General features: G+C 59.4%; 13 protein-coding genes. 3 read left to right on the forward strand and 10 right to left on the reverse strand.

The window, feature by feature from the left end:
• Nucleotides 1-13 precede the first annotated feature (13 nt).
• From ihfB to mtnA, 10 genes are all read right to left on the reverse strand, one after another.
• Nucleotides 14-310, reverse strand: a complete 297-nt coding sequence (ihfB, locus tag K5K95_RS00265; RefSeq protein WP_003369729.1) for an integration host factor subunit beta — start codon at nucleotides 308-310, stop codon at nucleotides 14-16.
• A 155-nt stretch (nucleotides 311-465) separates the two neighbouring features.
• Nucleotides 466-744, reverse strand: coding sequence for a hypothetical protein (locus tag K5K95_RS00270; RefSeq protein ID WP_222587930.1), 279 nt, complete (start codon nucleotides 742-744; stop codon nucleotides 466-468).
• A gap of 219 nt (nucleotides 745-963) precedes the next feature.
• Nucleotides 964-2652, reverse strand: coding sequence for a 30S ribosomal protein S1 (gene rpsA / locus K5K95_RS00275; RefSeq protein ID WP_208669354.1), 1689 nt, complete (start codon nucleotides 2650-2652; stop codon nucleotides 964-966).
• A 120-nt stretch (nucleotides 2653-2772) separates the two neighbouring features.
• On the reverse strand, nucleotides 2773-3462 hold the full coding sequence (gene cmk / locus K5K95_RS00280; protein ID WP_090186583.1) for a (d)CMP kinase: 690 nt from the start codon (nucleotides 3460-3462) through the stop codon (nucleotides 2773-2775).
• Complete coding sequence (locus K5K95_RS00285; RefSeq protein ID WP_261398201.1) at nucleotides 3459-5666, reverse strand: bifunctional prephenate dehydrogenase/3-phosphoshikimate 1-carboxyvinyltransferase; 2208 nt, start codon at nucleotides 5664-5666, stop codon at nucleotides 3459-3461. Before K5K95_RS00285 ends, cmk begins: the two co-directional genes overlap by 4 nt.
• A 28-nt stretch (nucleotides 5667-5694) precedes the next feature.
• A complete protein-coding gene (gene hisC, locus K5K95_RS00290) occupies nucleotides 5695-6807 on the reverse strand; it encodes a histidinol-phosphate transaminase (RefSeq protein ID WP_222587932.1) in 1113 nt (370 codons plus the stop codon).
• Between the two features lie 10 nt (nucleotides 6808-6817).
• The gene (pheA, locus tag K5K95_RS00295; protein WP_007899727.1) at nucleotides 6818-7912 is read right to left on the reverse strand and encodes a prephenate dehydratase; all 1095 of its coding nucleotides are present in this window, start codon (nucleotides 7910-7912) and stop codon (nucleotides 6818-6820) included.
• A complete protein-coding gene (serC, locus tag K5K95_RS00300; RefSeq protein ID WP_222587933.1) occupies nucleotides 7912-8997 on the reverse strand; it encodes a 3-phosphoserine/phosphohydroxythreonine transaminase in 1086 nt (361 codons plus the stop codon). The genes pheA and serC overlap by 1 nt, the downstream gene beginning before the upstream one ends.
• Nucleotides 8998-9263: 266 nt before the next feature.
• A complete protein-coding gene (gene gyrA, locus K5K95_RS00305; protein WP_222587934.1) occupies nucleotides 9264-11927 on the reverse strand; it encodes a DNA gyrase subunit A in 2664 nt (887 codons plus the stop codon).
• 426 nt (nucleotides 11928-12353) lie between these two features.
• Nucleotides 12354-13430 (reverse strand): S-methyl-5-thioribose-1-phosphate isomerase, encoded by a 1077-nt coding sequence (mtnA, locus tag K5K95_RS00310; RefSeq protein ID WP_222587935.1) that lies wholly within the window; start codon nucleotides 13428-13430, stop codon nucleotides 12354-12356.
• A 108-nt stretch (nucleotides 13431-13538) separates the two neighbouring features.
• Here mtnA and K5K95_RS00315 point away from each other — a divergent pair, with 108 nt between their 5' ends.
• From K5K95_RS00315 to mupP, 3 genes are read left to right on the forward strand one after another with little or no spacing between them, the layout of a single operon-like run.
• Nucleotides 13539-14870, forward strand: a complete 1332-nt coding sequence (locus K5K95_RS00315) for a TRZ/ATZ family hydrolase (RefSeq protein ID WP_222587936.1) — start codon at nucleotides 13539-13541, stop codon at nucleotides 14868-14870.
• Between the two features lie 60 nt (nucleotides 14871-14930).
• Nucleotides 14931-15629 carry a bifunctional 2-polyprenyl-6-hydroxyphenol methylase/3-demethylubiquinol 3-O-methyltransferase UbiG gene (gene ubiG, locus K5K95_RS00320; protein ID WP_046042598.1) on the forward strand — a complete coding sequence of 233 codons (699 nt, stop codon included), beginning with the start codon at nucleotides 14931-14933 and terminating at the stop codon, nucleotides 15627-15629.
• A gap of 4 nt (nucleotides 15630-15633) precedes the next feature.
• Nucleotides 15634-16305 (forward strand): N-acetylmuramic acid 6-phosphate phosphatase MupP, encoded by a 672-nt coding sequence (mupP, locus tag K5K95_RS00325; RefSeq protein ID WP_222587937.1) that lies wholly within the window; start codon nucleotides 15634-15636, stop codon nucleotides 16303-16305.
• Nucleotides 16306-16314: the final 9 nt, after the last annotated feature.

Consider the following 16314-nt stretch of genomic DNA (forward strand, 5'->3'; position numbering starts at 1 on the left):
ATTACGACAGCCGTCAAAGCCCCTCCTCCTCATCCTCGTTCACACGATCGCGCAGCTCTTTACCAGGCTTGAAATGCGGAACGAATTTACCATCCAGACTAACCGACTGACCGGTTTTCGGATTACGGCCTACGCGCGGGGCGCGGTAGTGCAGGGAGAAGCTGCCAAACCCACGGATCTCGATACGATCACCCGTGGCCAGACATTGGGACATTTGCTCGAGCATGGTCTTGATGGCCAGCTCCACATCTTTTGATGAGAGCAGCCCTTGATGGGTGACAATTCGTTCGATCAACTCCGACTTCGTCATATTTTTCCCTTCTTTTTCAAGCAGCTAGATCAGCGCTTCAAAGGTTTTAGCACGCCCGGATGAATTTGAACAGCCCGGCTTTCTACATATATTTGCCAGTACTGGAGCACCAGACACCAAGGCTTCAAAACACCCACCATACCGCTCGTCATCGTTTATCTACAAATAACCAGCATGGTGCGCGTCAGATAGCCAGCAGGATTGAAGCCAAACGGAAACTCATCTTCTTCTTTGGCATCATCAGACCGCGCCACGACCTTGTACCCCGACGCCTTACACTCCTTGTTCGCGCGCTTGATACATTTCTCCCACCCGGACCCCAACCCCGAACAATCAATCTCGATACCACTGACCCCGCGCACGACGTGAGTCTTGGCATTTGTTGTACAGCCCGCCAATGTCAGTACTGCTATTACGACAATGAGCTTGTTCATTCACTTCCTTACGCCGGACGATCCGCCCGACTGTCGTTCTCTACAAACTAAAGGTTAGCTGTTAATAAACGATTGATCCGATTAAAGAATCGGACAACTTGTTGACCTTATTGGTTTCACACCGCCCCCACATGGGTTAGCCATGCCTGGCAAATTCGTCAAATTCCGGGCACAAAAAAGGGCGACCGAAGTCGCCCTTTTTCTATGGTCCTACAGAACTTAGTTCTGTTTGGCCATTGCCTGGCGCAGCAGTGCCGCCATGGTGGTGTCAGCTGCAGCTTCACCTTCCGGAGCAGTTTTCAGGCTCTGGATGGCTTCTTTCTCTTCAGCATCGTCTTTCGACTTGATCGACAGCTGAATTACGCGGCTCTTACGATCAACGCTGATGATCTTGGCTTCTACTTCCTGGCCTTCTTTCAGAACGTTGCGCGCGTCTTCAACGCGGTCACGGCTGATTTCGGAGGCTTTCAGAGTCGCTTCGATATCGTCGGCCAAAGTGATGATGGCGCCTTTAGCGTCAACTTCTTTCACGATGCCTTTAACGATGGCGCCTTTATCGTTCTCTTGAACGTATTCGGAGAACGGATCGCTTTCCAGTTGCTTGATACCCAGGGAGATGCGCTCGCGCTCTGGGTCAACCGACAGGATAACGGTGTCCAGCTCGTCGCCCTTCTTGAAGCGGCGAACGGCTTCTTCGCCCACTTCGTTCCAGGAGATGTCGGACAGGTGAACCAGACCGTCGATGCCGCCGTCCAGACCAATGAAGATACCGAAATCGGTGATCGACTTGATGGTGCCGGAGATTTTATCGCCCTTGTTGAACTGGCCAGAGAAATCTTCCCATGGGTTAGATTTGCACTGCTTGATGCCCAGGGAGATACGACGACGCTCTTCGTCGATGTCCAGGACCATAACTTCCACTTCGTCGCCGACTTGTACGACTTTCGAAGGGTGGATGTTCTTGTTGGTCCAGTCCATTTCGGAAACGTGTACCAGGCCTTCAACGCCTTCTTCCAGCTCAGCGAAGCAGCCGTAGTCGGTCAGGTTGGTTACGCGAGCGGTAACACGAGTGCCTTCTGGGTAACGGGCTTTGATAGCAACCCATGGATCTTCGCCCAGTTGCTTGAGGCCCAGGGAAACACGATTGCGTTCGCGATCGTACTTCAGAACCTTGACATCGATCTCGTCGCCAACATTGACGATTTCGGAAGGATGCTTGATACGCTTCCAAGCCATGTCGGTAATGTGCAGCAGGCCATCGACGCCACCCAGATCGACGAATGCGCCGTAATCGGTGAGGTTCTTGACGATACCTTTGACTTGTTGGCCTTCCTGCAGGGATTCCAGCAGAGCTTCACGCTCAGCGGAGTTCTCGGCTTCGAGGACGCTACGACGGGAAACGACAACGTTGTTGCGTTTCTGGTCGAGTTTGATGACCTTGAATTCCAGCTCTTTGCCTTCCAGGTGCGTGGTGTCGCGCACAGGACGGACGTCAACCAGAGAACCTGGCAGGAACGCACGGATGCCGTTAACGTCGACAGTGAAGCCGCCTTTAACCTTACCGTTGATAACGCCCTTGACCACTTCTTCGGCTGCGAAGGCTGCTTCCAGAACAATCCAGCATTCAGCGCGCTTGGCTTTTTCACGGGACAGCTTGGTTTCACCAAAGCCGTCTTCAACCGAGTCCAGAGCAACGTGAACTTCGTCACCGACGTTGATAGTCAGTTCGCCAGCATCGTTGTAGAACTGCTCAAGCGGGATGAGTGCTTCAGACTTCAGGCCAGCGTGAACGGTTACCCAGCGAGCTTGGTAATCGATATCAACGATAACACCGGTGATGATGGAGCCTGCCTGAAGGTTCAGGGTTTTTAGGCTTTCTTCAAAGAGTTCCGCAAAGCTTTCGCTCATTTTAATTCCTGTTGAATAAGGGCGAAGGATACGCCCATCTCCACATCCCAGACGACGTGGGTTATGTTCATTTAAAGAAGCCTTGCAAGACTATGACTGGTCCCCTGCAAAGCTTCTTGGTCACCCGGCGATATCGCGAATGGCGATCTCGCTCATGATGCGTTCAAGCACCTGCTCGATGGATAATTCCGTGGAATCCAGCTGTATGGCGTCAGCCGCCGGCTTGAGCGGGGCTACCGCTCGCTGGGTGTCACGCTCATCGCGAACACGTATCTCATCTAGCAGACTCGACAGACTAACACCATCGACTTTTCCCTTCAACTGCAAGTATCGACGGCGCGCACGCTCCTCGGCACTGGCAGTGAGGAATATCTTCAGCGGCGCATCCGGGAAAACCACCGTGCCCATGTCGCGGCCATCGGCGACCAATCCGGGAGGCTCCTGAAACGCCCGTTGGCGCTGAAGCAGAGCGTCGCGAACGGCTGGCAACGCAGCGACCTGGGAAGCCCAGGCACCCACTTGCTCGTTGCGCAAATCGTCAGTGACATCGTCACCTTCAAGAATGATCCGCTGCGGATGCCCTTCGGTCGCTCCGACGAACTGCACGTCCAGATGAGCGGCCAGCAGTTTCAGCGACTCTTCATTGGTCAGATCAACACCGTGGTTGCGTGCCGCGAACGCCAGCAAACGGTACAACGCACCGGAATCCAGCAGGCACCAGCCCAGACGCTTTGCCAGAATACCGGCAATCGTGCCCTTGCCCGAACCGCTGGGCCCGTCGATGGTGATGACCGGTGGCTTGATAATCACGACTGCGCCTCTTGTGCTACACGAATACCGACTTGCGCGCACAACGCGAGGAAGTTCGGGAACGACGTCGCGACGTTGGCACAATCATGAATACGGATCGGCGCAGTGGCGCGCAGCGAAGCCACACTGAAAGCCATGGCAATCCGGTGATCGCCGTGACCATGCACTTCGCCGCCGCCGATCTGGCCGCCGTCGATGATGATGCCGTCCGGGGTCGGTTCGCATTTCACGCCCAAGGCCAGCAAGCCATCGGCCATGACCTGAATGCGGTCCGATTCCTTGACGCGCAATTCTTCGGCACCACGCAGAACGGTGCGCCCTTCAGCACAGGCCGCCGCCACGAACAGCACCGGGAATTCGTCGATAGCCAGCGGCACCAGCGCTTCCGGAATCTCTATACCTTTGAGTTTAGCTGCCCGTACGCGCAAATCCGCCACGGGTTCACCGCCGACTTCACGCTGGTTTTCCAGGGTGATGTCAGCGCCCATCAGACGCAGAATGTCGATCACGCCGGTCCGGGTCGGGTTGATGCCGACGTGCTCAAGCACCAGCTCCGAACCCTCAGCGATCGACGCCGCCACCAGGAAGAACGCCGACGATGAGATATCACCCGGCACTTCAATATGGGTCGCGGTCAGCTTGTGGCCGGACTCGACCGACGCAGTCGCGCCGTTGACGCTCACCGGATAGCCGAAACCACGCAGCATACGCTCGGTGTGGTCGCGCGTCGGAGCCGGCTCAGTGACAGTGGTCTTGCCTTCGGCGTACAGACCCGCCAGCAACAGGCAGGATTTAACCTGGGCGCTGGCCATCGGCATGGTGTAAGTCAGGCCTTTGAGCTTATTGCCGCCACGAATGGTCATCGGTGGACGGCCATCAGCGGCAGTCTCGATCACAGCGCCCATTTCACGCAGCGGATTGGCCACGCGATTCATCGGACGCTTGGACAGCGAGGCATCACCAGTCAGGGTGCTGTCGAAGCTCTGCGCAGCCAGCAGGCCGGACAGCAGACGCATCGAAGTGCCGGAGTTGCCCAGATAGATCGGGCCCGGCGCAGGCTTCAGGCCGTGCAGGCCGACGCCGTGAATGGTTACGCGACCGTGGTGCGGACCTTCGATCACGACACCCATGTCACGGAAAGCCTGCAGGGTCGCCAGGGCGTCTTCGCCCTCGAGGAAGCCTTCGACTTCGGTGACGCCTTCGGCCAGGGAGCCCAGCATGATCGAACGGTGGGAAATCGATTTATCGCCCGGTACACGAATCCGCCCAGTCAGGCGGCCACCAGGTTGTGCCAGGAAAATCAGGTCGTTGGAATTCATAGCGTCCACATAAGCCCGGCGGGCCAGGATTTTACTGAAATGTTCGCGGGCAACCCGGGCGCGAGTGAATACGCCCAACAATTGGTGCCCATCCCCTGCATCGACCGCGTCGCGCAAGGCGTCGAGGTCGCTGCGAAATGTATCGAGTGTGCGCAGGACAGCTTCGCGGTTGGCGAGGAAGATGTCGTGCCACATGACCGGGTCGCTCCCCGCGATTCTTGTGAAATCGCGGAAACCGCCGGCAGCGTAACGGAAGATCTCAAGATTTTCATTGCGCTTGGCCAGTGAATCGACCAAACCGAACGCCAGCAAGTGCGGCAAATGGCTGGTTGCCGCCAACACTTCGTCATGACGCTCGACCTGCATGTGCTCGACGTCGGCGCCCAATTCGCGCCACAAACGGTCGACCACCGCCAGCGCGGCCGGATCGGTTTGATCCAGCGGCGTCAGAATCACTTTATGGCGACGGAACAGGTCCGAGTTGGAAGCTTCCACCCCGCTCTGCTCGGAACCGGCAATCGGGTGCCCAGGCACGAAACGCGCGGGCATACCGCCAAACGCCTCGGTGGCCGCCCGAACGACATTGCCTTTGGCGCTGCCGACGTCGGTCAGAATCGCCTGCCCAAGGTCCATGCCAGCCAATCGGCCGAGCATTTTCTCCATCGCCAGGATCGGCACAGCCAGCTGAATCACGTCAGCACCCTGGCAAGCAACAGCCAGGTCGTCTTCGCAGCGATCCACCACGCCCAACTCAACCGCCAGCTTGCGTGACTGCGGGTCGAGATCGACCCCGACCACTTCACGGCACAGGCCACTTTCACGCAGCCCCTTGGCAAACGAACCGCCAATCAACCCCAGACCGACCACCACCAGGCGACCGATCATAGGTTCAGCAGATTGCAGAGCAGTGACATCACCCACGAGCCAGAACCTTGGTCAGCGCCTCAAGGAAGCGACTGTTTTCAGCCGGCAAACCGATGGTGATACGCAGGTGGTTCGGCATGCCGTAATTGGCCACCGGACGCACGATCACGCCTTCGCGCAGCAGCCCCTGGAACACCGGCGCCGCAACACGACCGACATCGACGCAAATGAAGTTGCCCTTGGACGGGATCCAGCTCAGCCCCAACAGGCGGAAACCCGCTTCCAGTTGCTGCATGCCGGATTCGTTCAAACGACGGCTTTCGGCCAGGTAATCGGTGTCTTGCAAGGCCGCGCACGCCGCGGCCAAGGCCAGGCTGTTGACGTTGAACGGCTGACGCACACGGTTCAGCACGTCCGCGACCACAGCGGTGGACAGACCATAACCGACCCGCAGCGCCGCTAGGCCGTAAGCCTTGGAGAACGTGCGCGAAACCAGCAGGTTCGGATAAGCCGCCAGATAATCCAGGCCGTCCGGTAAATCGCTGCCTTCGGCATATTCGATGTAGGCCTCGTCCAGCACCACCAGCACGTGTGCCGGTACATCCTGGAGGAATTCGTCCAGCGCCTCGGCATCGAACCAGGTCCCGGTCGGGTTGTTCGGGTTGGCAATAAAGACCACGCGGGTATTGGCGTCGATTGCCGCCAGCATGGCCGACAGATCATGACCCCAGTCTTTGGCCGGGATCACTTTGGCCTCGGCACCCACGGCCTGGGTCACGATCGGGTAGACCGCAAACGCGTGCTCACTGAACACCGCGTTCAGGCCCGGCGCCAGATAGGCGCGGGCAACCAGCTCGAGAATGTCGTTGGAGCCATTGCCCAGCGTCACCTGATTGAGCTCGACACGGCACTGCTGCGCCAACAGGGTCTTGAGCGCAAAACCGTTGCCATCCGGATAACGGGTCAGCTCGGCCAGCGCGTCGCGTATGGCCGCCAAAGCCTTCGGACTGGCGCCCAGCGGGTTTTCATTGCTGGCCAGTTTGACGATGCTGGCTGGATCGAGGTCCAGCTCACGCGCCAGTTCGTCCACGGGCTTGCCCGGGACGTACGGCGAAAGTTGTTGCACGCCCGGCTGTGCCAGAGCGAGGAAGTCACCACTCATTTGCTACCCCTTAGAGAACTGCTTTCGGGTAGGAACCCAGCACTTTGAGTGCCACTGCTTCCTGACTGATCTTTTCCAGCACACCTTTGACCAGCGGGTCGCGATGGTGGCCGACGAAGTCGATGAAGAACACGTAGGTCCATTTGCCGCTGCGCGACGGACGGGTTTCGATCCGTGTCAGGTCGATGCCATTGTCGTGGAACGGCACCAGCAACTCGTGAAGCGCGCCGGGCTTGTTACTCATGGAGACGATGATCGAGGTCTTGTCGTCGCCCGTCGGCGGCACTTCCTGGCTGCCGATCATCAGGAATCGCGTGGAGTTGTCCGGGCGATCCTCGATTTTCTCGGCCAGACGGGTCAGCCCGTACAGGCCTGCGGCCATGTCGCCGGCAATCGCCGCCGAGTTCCACTCACCCTTGACCCGCTTGGCCGCTTCGGCGTTGCTCGACACCGCCACGCGCTCGACATTCGGGTAATGGGCGTCCAGCCATTTGCGGCACTGGGCCAGGGACTGGGCGTGGGAATAGATGCGGCTGATGCTGTCGGTCTTGGTGTTTTCACCCACCAGCAAGTGATGGTGAATTCGCAACTCGACTTCGCCACAGATGACCATGTCGTGTTCGAGGAAGCTGTCGAGGGTGTGGTTGACCGCGCCTTCGGTGGAGTTTTCCACCGGGACCACGCCAAAGTTCACCGCACCGGCCGCCACTTCACGGAACACTTCGTCGATCGCCGCCATTGGCTTGCTGATCACGGCGTGGCCGAAATGCTTCATGGCCGCCGCCTGGGTGAAGGTGCCTTCAGGGCCGAGGTAAGCCACTTTCAGTGGCTGCTCGAGCGCCAGGCACGAGGACATGATTTCGCGAAACAACCGCGCCATCTCTTCGTTGCCCAACGGCCCCTGATTGCGTTCCATCACGCGCTTGAGCACCTGAGCTTCACGCTCAGGACGATAGAACACCGGCACTTCGCCTTCGGCCAGCGAGGCCATCTTTACTCGCGCAACTTCCTGGGCGCAGCGTGCGCGCTCACTGATCAGCTCCAGGACTTTCTCGTCCAGGGCATCAATGCGCAGGCGCAGTGCCTTGAGTTCTTGCTCAGACATTAGCCGTGTTCCTTCTCGAACTCTGCCATGTACGAAACCAGTGCGTTGACCGCAACGATGTCGACGGCGTTATAGATGGAGGCGCGCATGCCGCCCACGGAGCGATGCCCCTTGAGATTCAACAAGCCACGCTCGTCGGCACCAGCCAGGAACGACTTGTCCAGACGGTCGTCAGCCAGACGGAACGGCACGTTCATCCACGAGCGGTCCGACTTGTTGATCGGGTTGCTGTACAAGCCGCTGGCGTCGATGAAGTCGTACAGCGTGCGCTGCTTCACTTCATTGAGCTTGCCGATGGCTTCAACACCACCCTGCTCTTTCAGCCACTCGAATACCAGGCCAGACAAGTACCAGGCCAGGGTCGGCGGGGTGTTGTACATCGAGCCGTTGTCGGCCGCGACCTTGTAGTTGAGCATGGTCGGGCAGATGGAACGGGCGTGACCCAGCAGGTCTTCGCGAACGATGTTGACGACGATGCCGCTCGGGCCGATGTTTTTCTGGGCACCGGCGTAGATCATGCCGAAGCGCGAAACATCGACTGGACGCGACAGGATGTCCGAGGACATGTCAGCCACCAGCGGCACGTCACCGGTTTCGGGAATCCATTGGAATTCCAGGCCGCCGATGGTTTCGTTCGGCGCGTAGTGAACGTAGGCCGCATCCTTGGACAGGCTCCATTCATTCTGACCCGGGATAGCAAAATAGTCGTAAGGCTTGGCGGTAGCGGCAACGTTGACGCGGCCGTAGCGCGAGGCTTCTTCGATGGCTTTCTGCGACCAGATACCGGTGTCGATATAGTCGGCCGTGCCGTTTTCCGGCAACAGGTTCAGCGGAATCTGGGCAAATTGCTGGCTGGCGCCACCTTGCAGAAACAGCACTTTATAGTTCGAAGGGATATTCAGCAGATCACGCAGATCCTGCTCGGCCTTGGTGGCGATGGACACGAACTCATCACTGCGATGGCTCATTTCCATGACCGAGAGGCCCTTGCCGTGCCAATCAAGGAGTTCACCCTGGGCGCGCTGCAGGACAGCTTCGGGAAGTGCCGCAGGACCGGCACAGAAGTTATAGGCTCTCTTGCTCACATCCAATCTCGCTCTGATTTGGTGGTATCACGCAATAAAAATCACGATATCAGTCAACACAGACACCTGCTGGAGCAAGCTTTTGTGGGAGCTGGCTTGCCTGCGATTGCATCACCGCGGTACGCAAGACACACCGCGGTGCCTGCATCGCGGGCAAGCCCGGCTCCCACAAAAGCCCTTCCACACAGGATCTTCGTGGGTGTCGATATTTTCAACTGGGACAAACAACAAGGGGGCGAATTTTCATCCGCCCCCTGTTTGCCCGCTTATTCCTGCGGTTCTTCGTCGGCTGCGGCGTCGAGCTGCTGATCTTCGACGACGTCGTCAATCACGACCTCACCGTCGAACACCGCGCCCTCTTCGCCCTCTTCGCCTTCCAGCTCTTCGCCTTCGACTTCCGACGGCTCCTGAACCCGCTCCAGACCTACCAGCGTTTCATCGCTGGCCAGTTTGATCAGGGTTACGCCCTGGGTATTACGACCCAGGCTGGAGACTTCGTCGACACGAGTACGAACCAAAGTGCCCTGGTCGGAAATCAGCATGATCTCCTCGCCGTCGAGCACCTGGACTGCGCCGACCAGACGGCCATTACGATCGTTGCTGACCATGGCGATAACGCCCTGACCGCCACGCTTGTACTCAGGGAACTCGGTGATCGCCGTGCGCTTACCGAAACCACGGGCCGAAGCGGTGAGGATCTGGCTGCCTTCTTCCGGGATCAGCATGGAAATCAGCTTCTGGCCTTCCGGCAGACGCATGCCGCGCACACCACGAGCGGTACGGCCCATGGCGCGAACGTCGGTTTCCTTGAAGCGGGTGACCTTGCCGCCGTCGGAGAACAGCATGACTTCACGCTCGCCATCGGTAATGGCGGCGGAAATCAGTACATCACCTTCGTCCAGCTCCAGCGCGATCAGGCCGACGCTGCGTTGACGGCTGAAGGATTCCAGCGGGGTCTTCTTCACGGTGCCTTTGGCGGTAGCCATGAAGATGAAGTGACCTTCGGTGTATTCCTCGACCGGCAGCATGGTGGTGATGTATTCATCACTGTCCAGCGGCAGCAGATTGACCAGTGGACGACCACGGGCCGCACGGGACGCTTCCGGGATTTCATAGGTTTTCAGCCAGTACACTTTGCCCTTGCTGGAGAACAGCAGCAGCGTGGTGTGACTATTGGCGACCAGCAGGTGAGCGATGTAGTCCTCATCCTTGACGCCAGTCGCCGATTTGCCTTTACCGCCACGACGCTGAGCCTGGTACGCAGCCAATGGCTGGGTCTTGGCGTAGCCACCGTGGGAGATGGTCACGACGCGCTCTTCTTCCGGGATCATGTCTCCCAGGGTCAGGTCGAGACGGGCATCGAGAATTTCGGTGCGACGCACGTCGCCGTATTCGGCGCGGATCACTTCCAGTTCTTCGCGGATCACTTCCATCAGGCGCGTGGCGCTGCTGAGGATGCGGATCAGTTCGCCGATCTGGTTGAGGATCTCTTGATACTCGGCCAGCAGCTTCTCGTGTTCCAGACCGGTCAGACGGTGCAGACGCAGTTCCAGAATGGCTTGCGCCTGTTCCGGCGACAGGAAGTACTTGCCGTCGCGCAGACCGTATTGCGGGTCCAGGGTCTCTGGACGGCACGAGTCGGCACCGGCACGTTCAACCATCGCAACGACCGCGGAGGATTCCCAGGCAGTGCTGATCAGCGCTTCCTTGGCTTCCGACGGGGTTGGCGAAGCCTTGATCAGGGCGATGACCGGGTCGATGTTCGACAGGGCAACCGCTTGACCTTCCAGAATGTGGCCACGTTCGCGGGCTTTACGCAGCTCGAACACGGTACGGCGGGTGACGACTTCGCGACGGTGACGCACGAAGGCTTCCAGCAGGTCCTTGAGGTTCAGGATCCGCGGACGGCCGTCGATCAGCGCAACGATGTTGATACCGAATACGGCTTGCAGCTGGGTCTGGGCGTAGAGGTTATTGAGGATCACCTCAGGCACTTCGCCACGACGCAGTTCGATCACGACGCGCATACCGTCCTTGTCGGACTCGTCACGCAGTTCGGTGATGCCTTCAAGCTTCTTCTCTTTTACCAGCTCGGCGATCTTCTCGATCAGACGGGCCTTGTTCAGCTGGTAAGGGAGTTCGGTGATGACGATCTGTTGACGGCCACCGACCTTGTCGATGTCCTCGATGATCGAGCGGGCACGCATGTAAATGCGCCCGCGACCGGTACGGTAGGCTTCGATGATGCCGGCACGACCGTTGATGATCGCGGCGGTCGGGAAGTCCGGACCGGGGATGTATTGCATCAGCTCATCGATGGTCAACTCGGGGTTGTCGATGAGCGCCAGGCAACCGTCGATGACTTCACCGAGGTTGTGCGGCGGGATGTTGGTCGCCATGCCCACGGCGATACCGCTGGAGCCGTTGACCAGCAGGTTGGGAATACGGGTCGGCATGACCGCCGGGATCATTTCGGTGCCGTCGTAGTTCGGCACCCAGTCCACGGTTTCCTTGTGCAGGTCAGCCAGCAGCTCGTGCGCCAGCTTGGTCATGCGCACTTCGGTGTATCGCATGGCTGCAGCGTTGTCGCCGTCCACGGAACCGAAGTTGCCCTGACCGTCTACCAGCAGATAGCGCAGCGAAAATGGCTGCGCCATGCGGACGATGGTGTCGTACACCGCGGTATCACCGTGCGGGTGGTACTTACCGATTACGTCACCGACAACACGGGCAGATTTCTTGTACGGCTTGTTGAAGTCGTTGCCCAGCTCGCTCATCGCGAACAGCACGCGCCGGTGCACGGGCTTCAAGCCATCGCGCGCATCCGGCAGGGCCCGCCCGACAATTACGCTCATCGCGTAGTCGAGGTAGGACTGCTTCAGCTCGTCTTCGATATTGACCGGGAGGATTTCTTTGGCCAGTTCGCCCATGAGAAGCTCGATTCCTTTTTCTGGTGAAACTTCGTCACATCCATATGGGACGAACGAAGCTCGCCGCTGCAGGCTGAGTGCCATGCACCGACTTACGACAAATCAACAAGTTGAACCATGGATTTGCGCAGTAAAGACAACCCCGTGGGACTGCCTCGGAAAACGCCGGATGTTATCACAAGAGCCGCCACGCACCTATCCCCCAGATGCGCATGGAGCATAGTTAGTTGACCGGTGACAGGCTGAAAGGGGACGAGAGAGGCTTAGAGCCGGATTGAATGCTGAAATTGCAGCCGATTCTGGGTGATTTGCTGGAGTTGTGGGCCTCATCGCGGGCAAGCCCGCTCCCACAGGGTTCTGTTGCGCTCACAAATCCTGTGGGAGCGGGCTTGCCCGCGATGGCGGTTTATCAGGCGCCAGATGTCTTCAATGCAGACGCTTGCGGCACATCAATTGGGCCAGTTTCGCCGTATCCGGGCGCTCGACGATGCCTTTTTCGGTGACGATCGCATCGATCAGGTCCGCAGGCGTCACGTCGAACACCGGGTTGAAGGCATCGACATCCGCCCCGACCCGCTTGCCGCCGAGTTCCAGCAGTTCGCGACCATCGCGCTCTTCAATAGGAATTTCATCGCCGCTGGCCAGGTTCATGTCGATGGTCGAACTCGGCGCCACCACCATGAAGCGCACGCCGTGGTGCATGGCGCTCACCGCCAGTTGATAAGTGCCGATCTTGTTCGCCACGTCGCCATTGGCGGTAATCCGGTCGGCACCCACGATCACCCAGGTCACACCTTTGGTTTTCATGATGTGCGCGGCGGCGGAGTCGGCATTGACCGTGACCGGAATGCCTTCATTGGCCAGCTCCCAGGCAGTCAACCGCGAACCTTGCAGCCAAGGACGGGTTTCATCGGCGTAAACACGCTCGACCATGCCCTCGATATAGGCGCCGCGAATCACCCCCAGCGCCGTGCCGAAACCACCAGTGGCCAGGGCGCCAGTGTTGCAGTGGGTCAGGATTGCCTGCGCATTGCCCTGGTGTTTGCGGATCAAGTCCACTCCCAGCTGCGCCATGGTCAGGTTGGCTTCGCGATCACTTTCGTGGATGGCGATGGCTTCCGCTTCAAGCACCGCCAGCGGATCGGCGTGATGCTTCAGACGTTCAAGCCGTTCACGCATGCGGCCCAGGGCCCAGAACAGGTTGACAGCGGTAGGACGGGAATCGGCAAGCAGAGCGAAATCCTCTTCCAGCGCCGCCTGCCAGTCGCCCCCCTCGGCAAATCGGCTACGTGCCGCCAGTACCACGCCATAGGCCGCACTGATGCCGATGGCCGGCGCACCACGCACCACCATCGAGCGAATCGCCTCGGCGACACCCGCTGCACTGGTGTAGGCGATCCACGTTTCTTCGAACGGCAAAACACGCTGATCCAGCAGGTACAGGGCGCCATCACGCCAATCGATGGCCTTTACCTTCTCCGCAGCCAACAGTCGATCGCGCATCCCACACCCCGCACTCATGAACAAAAGCCGCCGATTATAGCGATCCCCCCGCGAAGACGCTCGGGTATACTTCGCCATCCTTTACAAAAGCACTGGAACCGATCCTCGATGCCGAACACTGCCGCTGCGCTCGACCTGTTATTGCTGCCGACCTGGCTGGTACCCGTCGAACCCGCCGGCGTTGTCCTCAAAGAGCACGGCCTGGGCATCCGCGACGGACGCATTGTATTTATCGGCCCGCGGTCCGCTGCGCTGAAGCTTAACGCAACCGAAGTGCGCGAGCTGCCGGACGTGCTGCTCTGTCCGGGCCTGATCAATGCTCACGGGCATGCGGCGATGACGCTGTTCCGCGGCCTGGCCGACGATCTGCCGTTGATGACCTGGCTGGAAAACCACATTTGGCCCGCCGAAGCCAAGTGGGTCGACGAGGCCTTTGTACGCGACGGCACCGACCTTGCGATCGCCGAGCAGATAAAAGGCGGCATCACTTGCTTCTCTGACATGTATTTCTTCCCGAAGGTTGCCAGCGAGCGTGTCCACAACAGCGGAATTCGTGCACAAATCGCAATTCCGATCCTCGACTTCCCGATCCCGGGCGCCAGCACGGCCGACGAAGCCATTCGTCAGGGCGTCGAACTGTTCGGCGATCTCAAGCACCATGAGCGCATCAAAGTGACCTTCGGCCCCCATGCCCCGTACACCGTGGGCGATGAAAACCTGGAGAAAATCCGGGTGATTGCCGAAGAGCTGGACGCCTCCATTCATATGCACGTCCACGAAACCGCCTTCGAGGTTCAGCAATCGGTCGAACAGCGCGGCGAACGCCCACTGGCCAGACTTGGTCGCCTTGGCCTGCTCGGCCCGCGCTTCCAGGCCGTGCACATGACCCAGATCAGCGAGGAAGACCTGGCATTGCTGGTAGAAAGCAACACCAACGTGATTCATTGCCCGGAATCCAACCTCAAGCTCGCCAGCGGCTTCTGCCCGGTCGAGCGACTGTGGCAAGCGGGCGTCAATGTCGCGGTCGGCACCGATGGCGCAGCCAGCAACAACGACCTCGACTTGCTTGGCGAGACCCGCACTGCCGCGCTGCTGGCCAAGGCTGTCGCCGGCTCGGCCACCGCGCTGGACGCCCACCGCGCATTGCGCATGGCCACCCTCAACGGTGCCCGTGCGCTGGGAATCGAGAATGAGGTCGGCTCGCTGGAAATCGGCAAGGCAGCGGACATCGTGGCATTCGATCTGTCGGGTCTGGCGCAGCAACCTGTCTACGACCCGGTTTCACAACTGATTTACGCCACCGGCCGGGACTGCGTGAAGCACCTGTGGGTCGCCGGCAAGCAACTGCTCGATGACCGCTGCCTGACCCGCCTGGACGAGGAACAACTTTGCGCCACGGCCAAGGCCTGGGGCCAGCGCATCAGCGGCCGCACCGAATAGCAAGCACTCCGGACTCACCCCCGGGGCAACAGGATTTTTCAAGTTTTAGAGGACTGAACCATGAGCAACGTCGACTACGCCGAAATCGCCAAATTCGAAGCCCTGGCGCATCGCTGGTGGGACCGCGAAAGCGAGTTCAAACCGCTGCACGACATCAACCCGCTGCGAGTCAACTGGATTGACGAGCGGGTCAATCTGGCCGGCAAGAAAGTCCTCGACGTCGGTTGCGGCGGCGGCATCCTCAGTGAAGCCATGGCCCAGCGTGGCGCCACCGTCATGGGTATCGACATGGGCGAAGCGCCACTGGCCGTCGCGCAACTGCATCAACTTGAATCGGGCGTGAGCGTCGAATACCGGCAGATCACCGCCGAAGCGCTGGCAGAAGAAATGCCCGAGCAGTTTGATGTGGTCACGTGCCTGGAAATGCTTGAACACGTGCCGGACCCGTCCTCGGTGATCCGCGCCTGCTTCCGCATGGTCAAGCCCGGCGGCCAGGTGTTCTTCTCCACCATCAACCGCAATCCGAAGGCGTACCTGTTCGCCATCGTCGGCGCCGAATACATCATGAAGCTGCTGCCGCGCGGCACTCACGACTTCAAGAAATTCATCCGTCCTTCCGAACTGGGCGCCTGGAGCCGCATGGCCGGCCTGACCGTCAAGGACATCATCGGGCTGACGTACAACCCGCTGACCAAGCACTACAAACTGGCGGCCGACGTGGACGTCAACTACATGATCCAGACCCTGCGCGAGGAGTAAGCCGATGCGTATCAGAGCAGTCCTTTTCGACATGGACGGCACCCTGCTCGACACCGCGCCGGACTTCATTGCCATTTGTCAGGCAATGCGCGCTGATCGCGGTTTGCCGCTGATGAACGACAAACATATTCGCGACGAGATTTCCGGCGGCGCCAAGGCGATGGTCGCGGTGACCTTCTCCATGGACCCGGAATCGCCAGGCTTCGAGGAGCTTCGCCTGGAGTTCCTTGAGCGCTACCTGGTCGGCTGCGCGGTGCACAGCAAGCTGTTCGACGGCATGGGCGCACTGCTGGCCGACATCGAGAAGGCCAACCTGATCTGGGGCGTGGTGACCAACAAGCCACTGCGGTTCGCCGAGCCGATCATGCAGCAACTGGGGCTGGCCGAACGCTCGGCCTTGTTGATCTGCCCGGATCACGTGAAGAACAGCAAACCAGACCCTGAACCGTTGATCCTGGCGTGCAAGATGCTCGACCTGGACCCGGCCAGCGTACTGTTCGTGGGTGACGACTTGCGCGATATCGAATCGGGGCGTGATGCCGGCACCAAAACGGCGGCCGTGACCTACGGCTACATTCACCCGGAAGACAACCCTCGGCACTGGGGAGCAGACGTGGTGGTGGATCATCCATTGGAGTTGCGCAAGGTGCTCGATAGCGCCCTGTGTGGCTGCTGAGCCGCTTTC

Origin of the sequence: Pseudomonas sp. DR48, from assembly GCF_019823085.1 — a bacterium.
In the GTDB taxonomy this organism is placed as follows: Bacteria; Pseudomonadota; Gammaproteobacteria; order Pseudomonadales; family Pseudomonadaceae; genus Aquipseudomonas.

Coding starts and splice junctions, on each gene's coding strand:
- pheA (WP_007899727.1), bottom strand. CDS start 7,912: ATGTCTGAGCAAGAACTCAAGGCACTGCGCCTGCGCATTGATGCCCTG.
- rpsA (WP_208669354.1), bottom strand. CDS start 2,652: ATGAGCGAAAGCTTTGCGGAACTCTTTGAAGAAAGCCTAAAAACCCTG.
- K5K95_RS00270 (WP_222587930.1), bottom strand. CDS start 744: ATGAACAAGCTCATTGTCGTAATAGCAGTACTGACATTGGCGGGCTGT.
- ihfB (WP_003369729.1), bottom strand. CDS start 310: ATGACGAAGTCGGAGTTGATCGAACGAATTGTCACCCATCAAGGGCTG.
- K5K95_RS00315 (WP_222587936.1), top strand. CDS start 13,539: ATGCCGAACACTGCCGCTGCGCTCGACCTGTTATTGCTGCCGACCTGG.
- hisC (WP_222587932.1), bottom strand. CDS start 6,807: ATGAGTGGTGACTTCCTCGCTCTGGCACAGCCGGGCGTGCAACAACTT.
- K5K95_RS00285 (WP_261398201.1), bottom strand. CDS start 5,666: ATGATCGGTCGCCTGGTGGTGGTCGGTCTGGGGTTGATTGGCGGTTCG.
- ubiG (WP_046042598.1), top strand. CDS start 14,931: ATGAGCAACGTCGACTACGCCGAAATCGCCAAATTCGAAGCCCTGGCG.
- mupP (WP_222587937.1), top strand. CDS start 15,634: ATGCGTATCAGAGCAGTCCTTTTCGACATGGACGGCACCCTGCTCGAC.
- gyrA (WP_222587934.1), bottom strand. CDS start 11,927: ATGGGCGAACTGGCCAAAGAAATCCTCCCGGTCAATATCGAAGACGAG.
- mtnA (WP_222587935.1), bottom strand. CDS start 13,430: ATGCGCGATCGACTGTTGGCTGCGGAGAAGGTAAAGGCCATCGATTGG.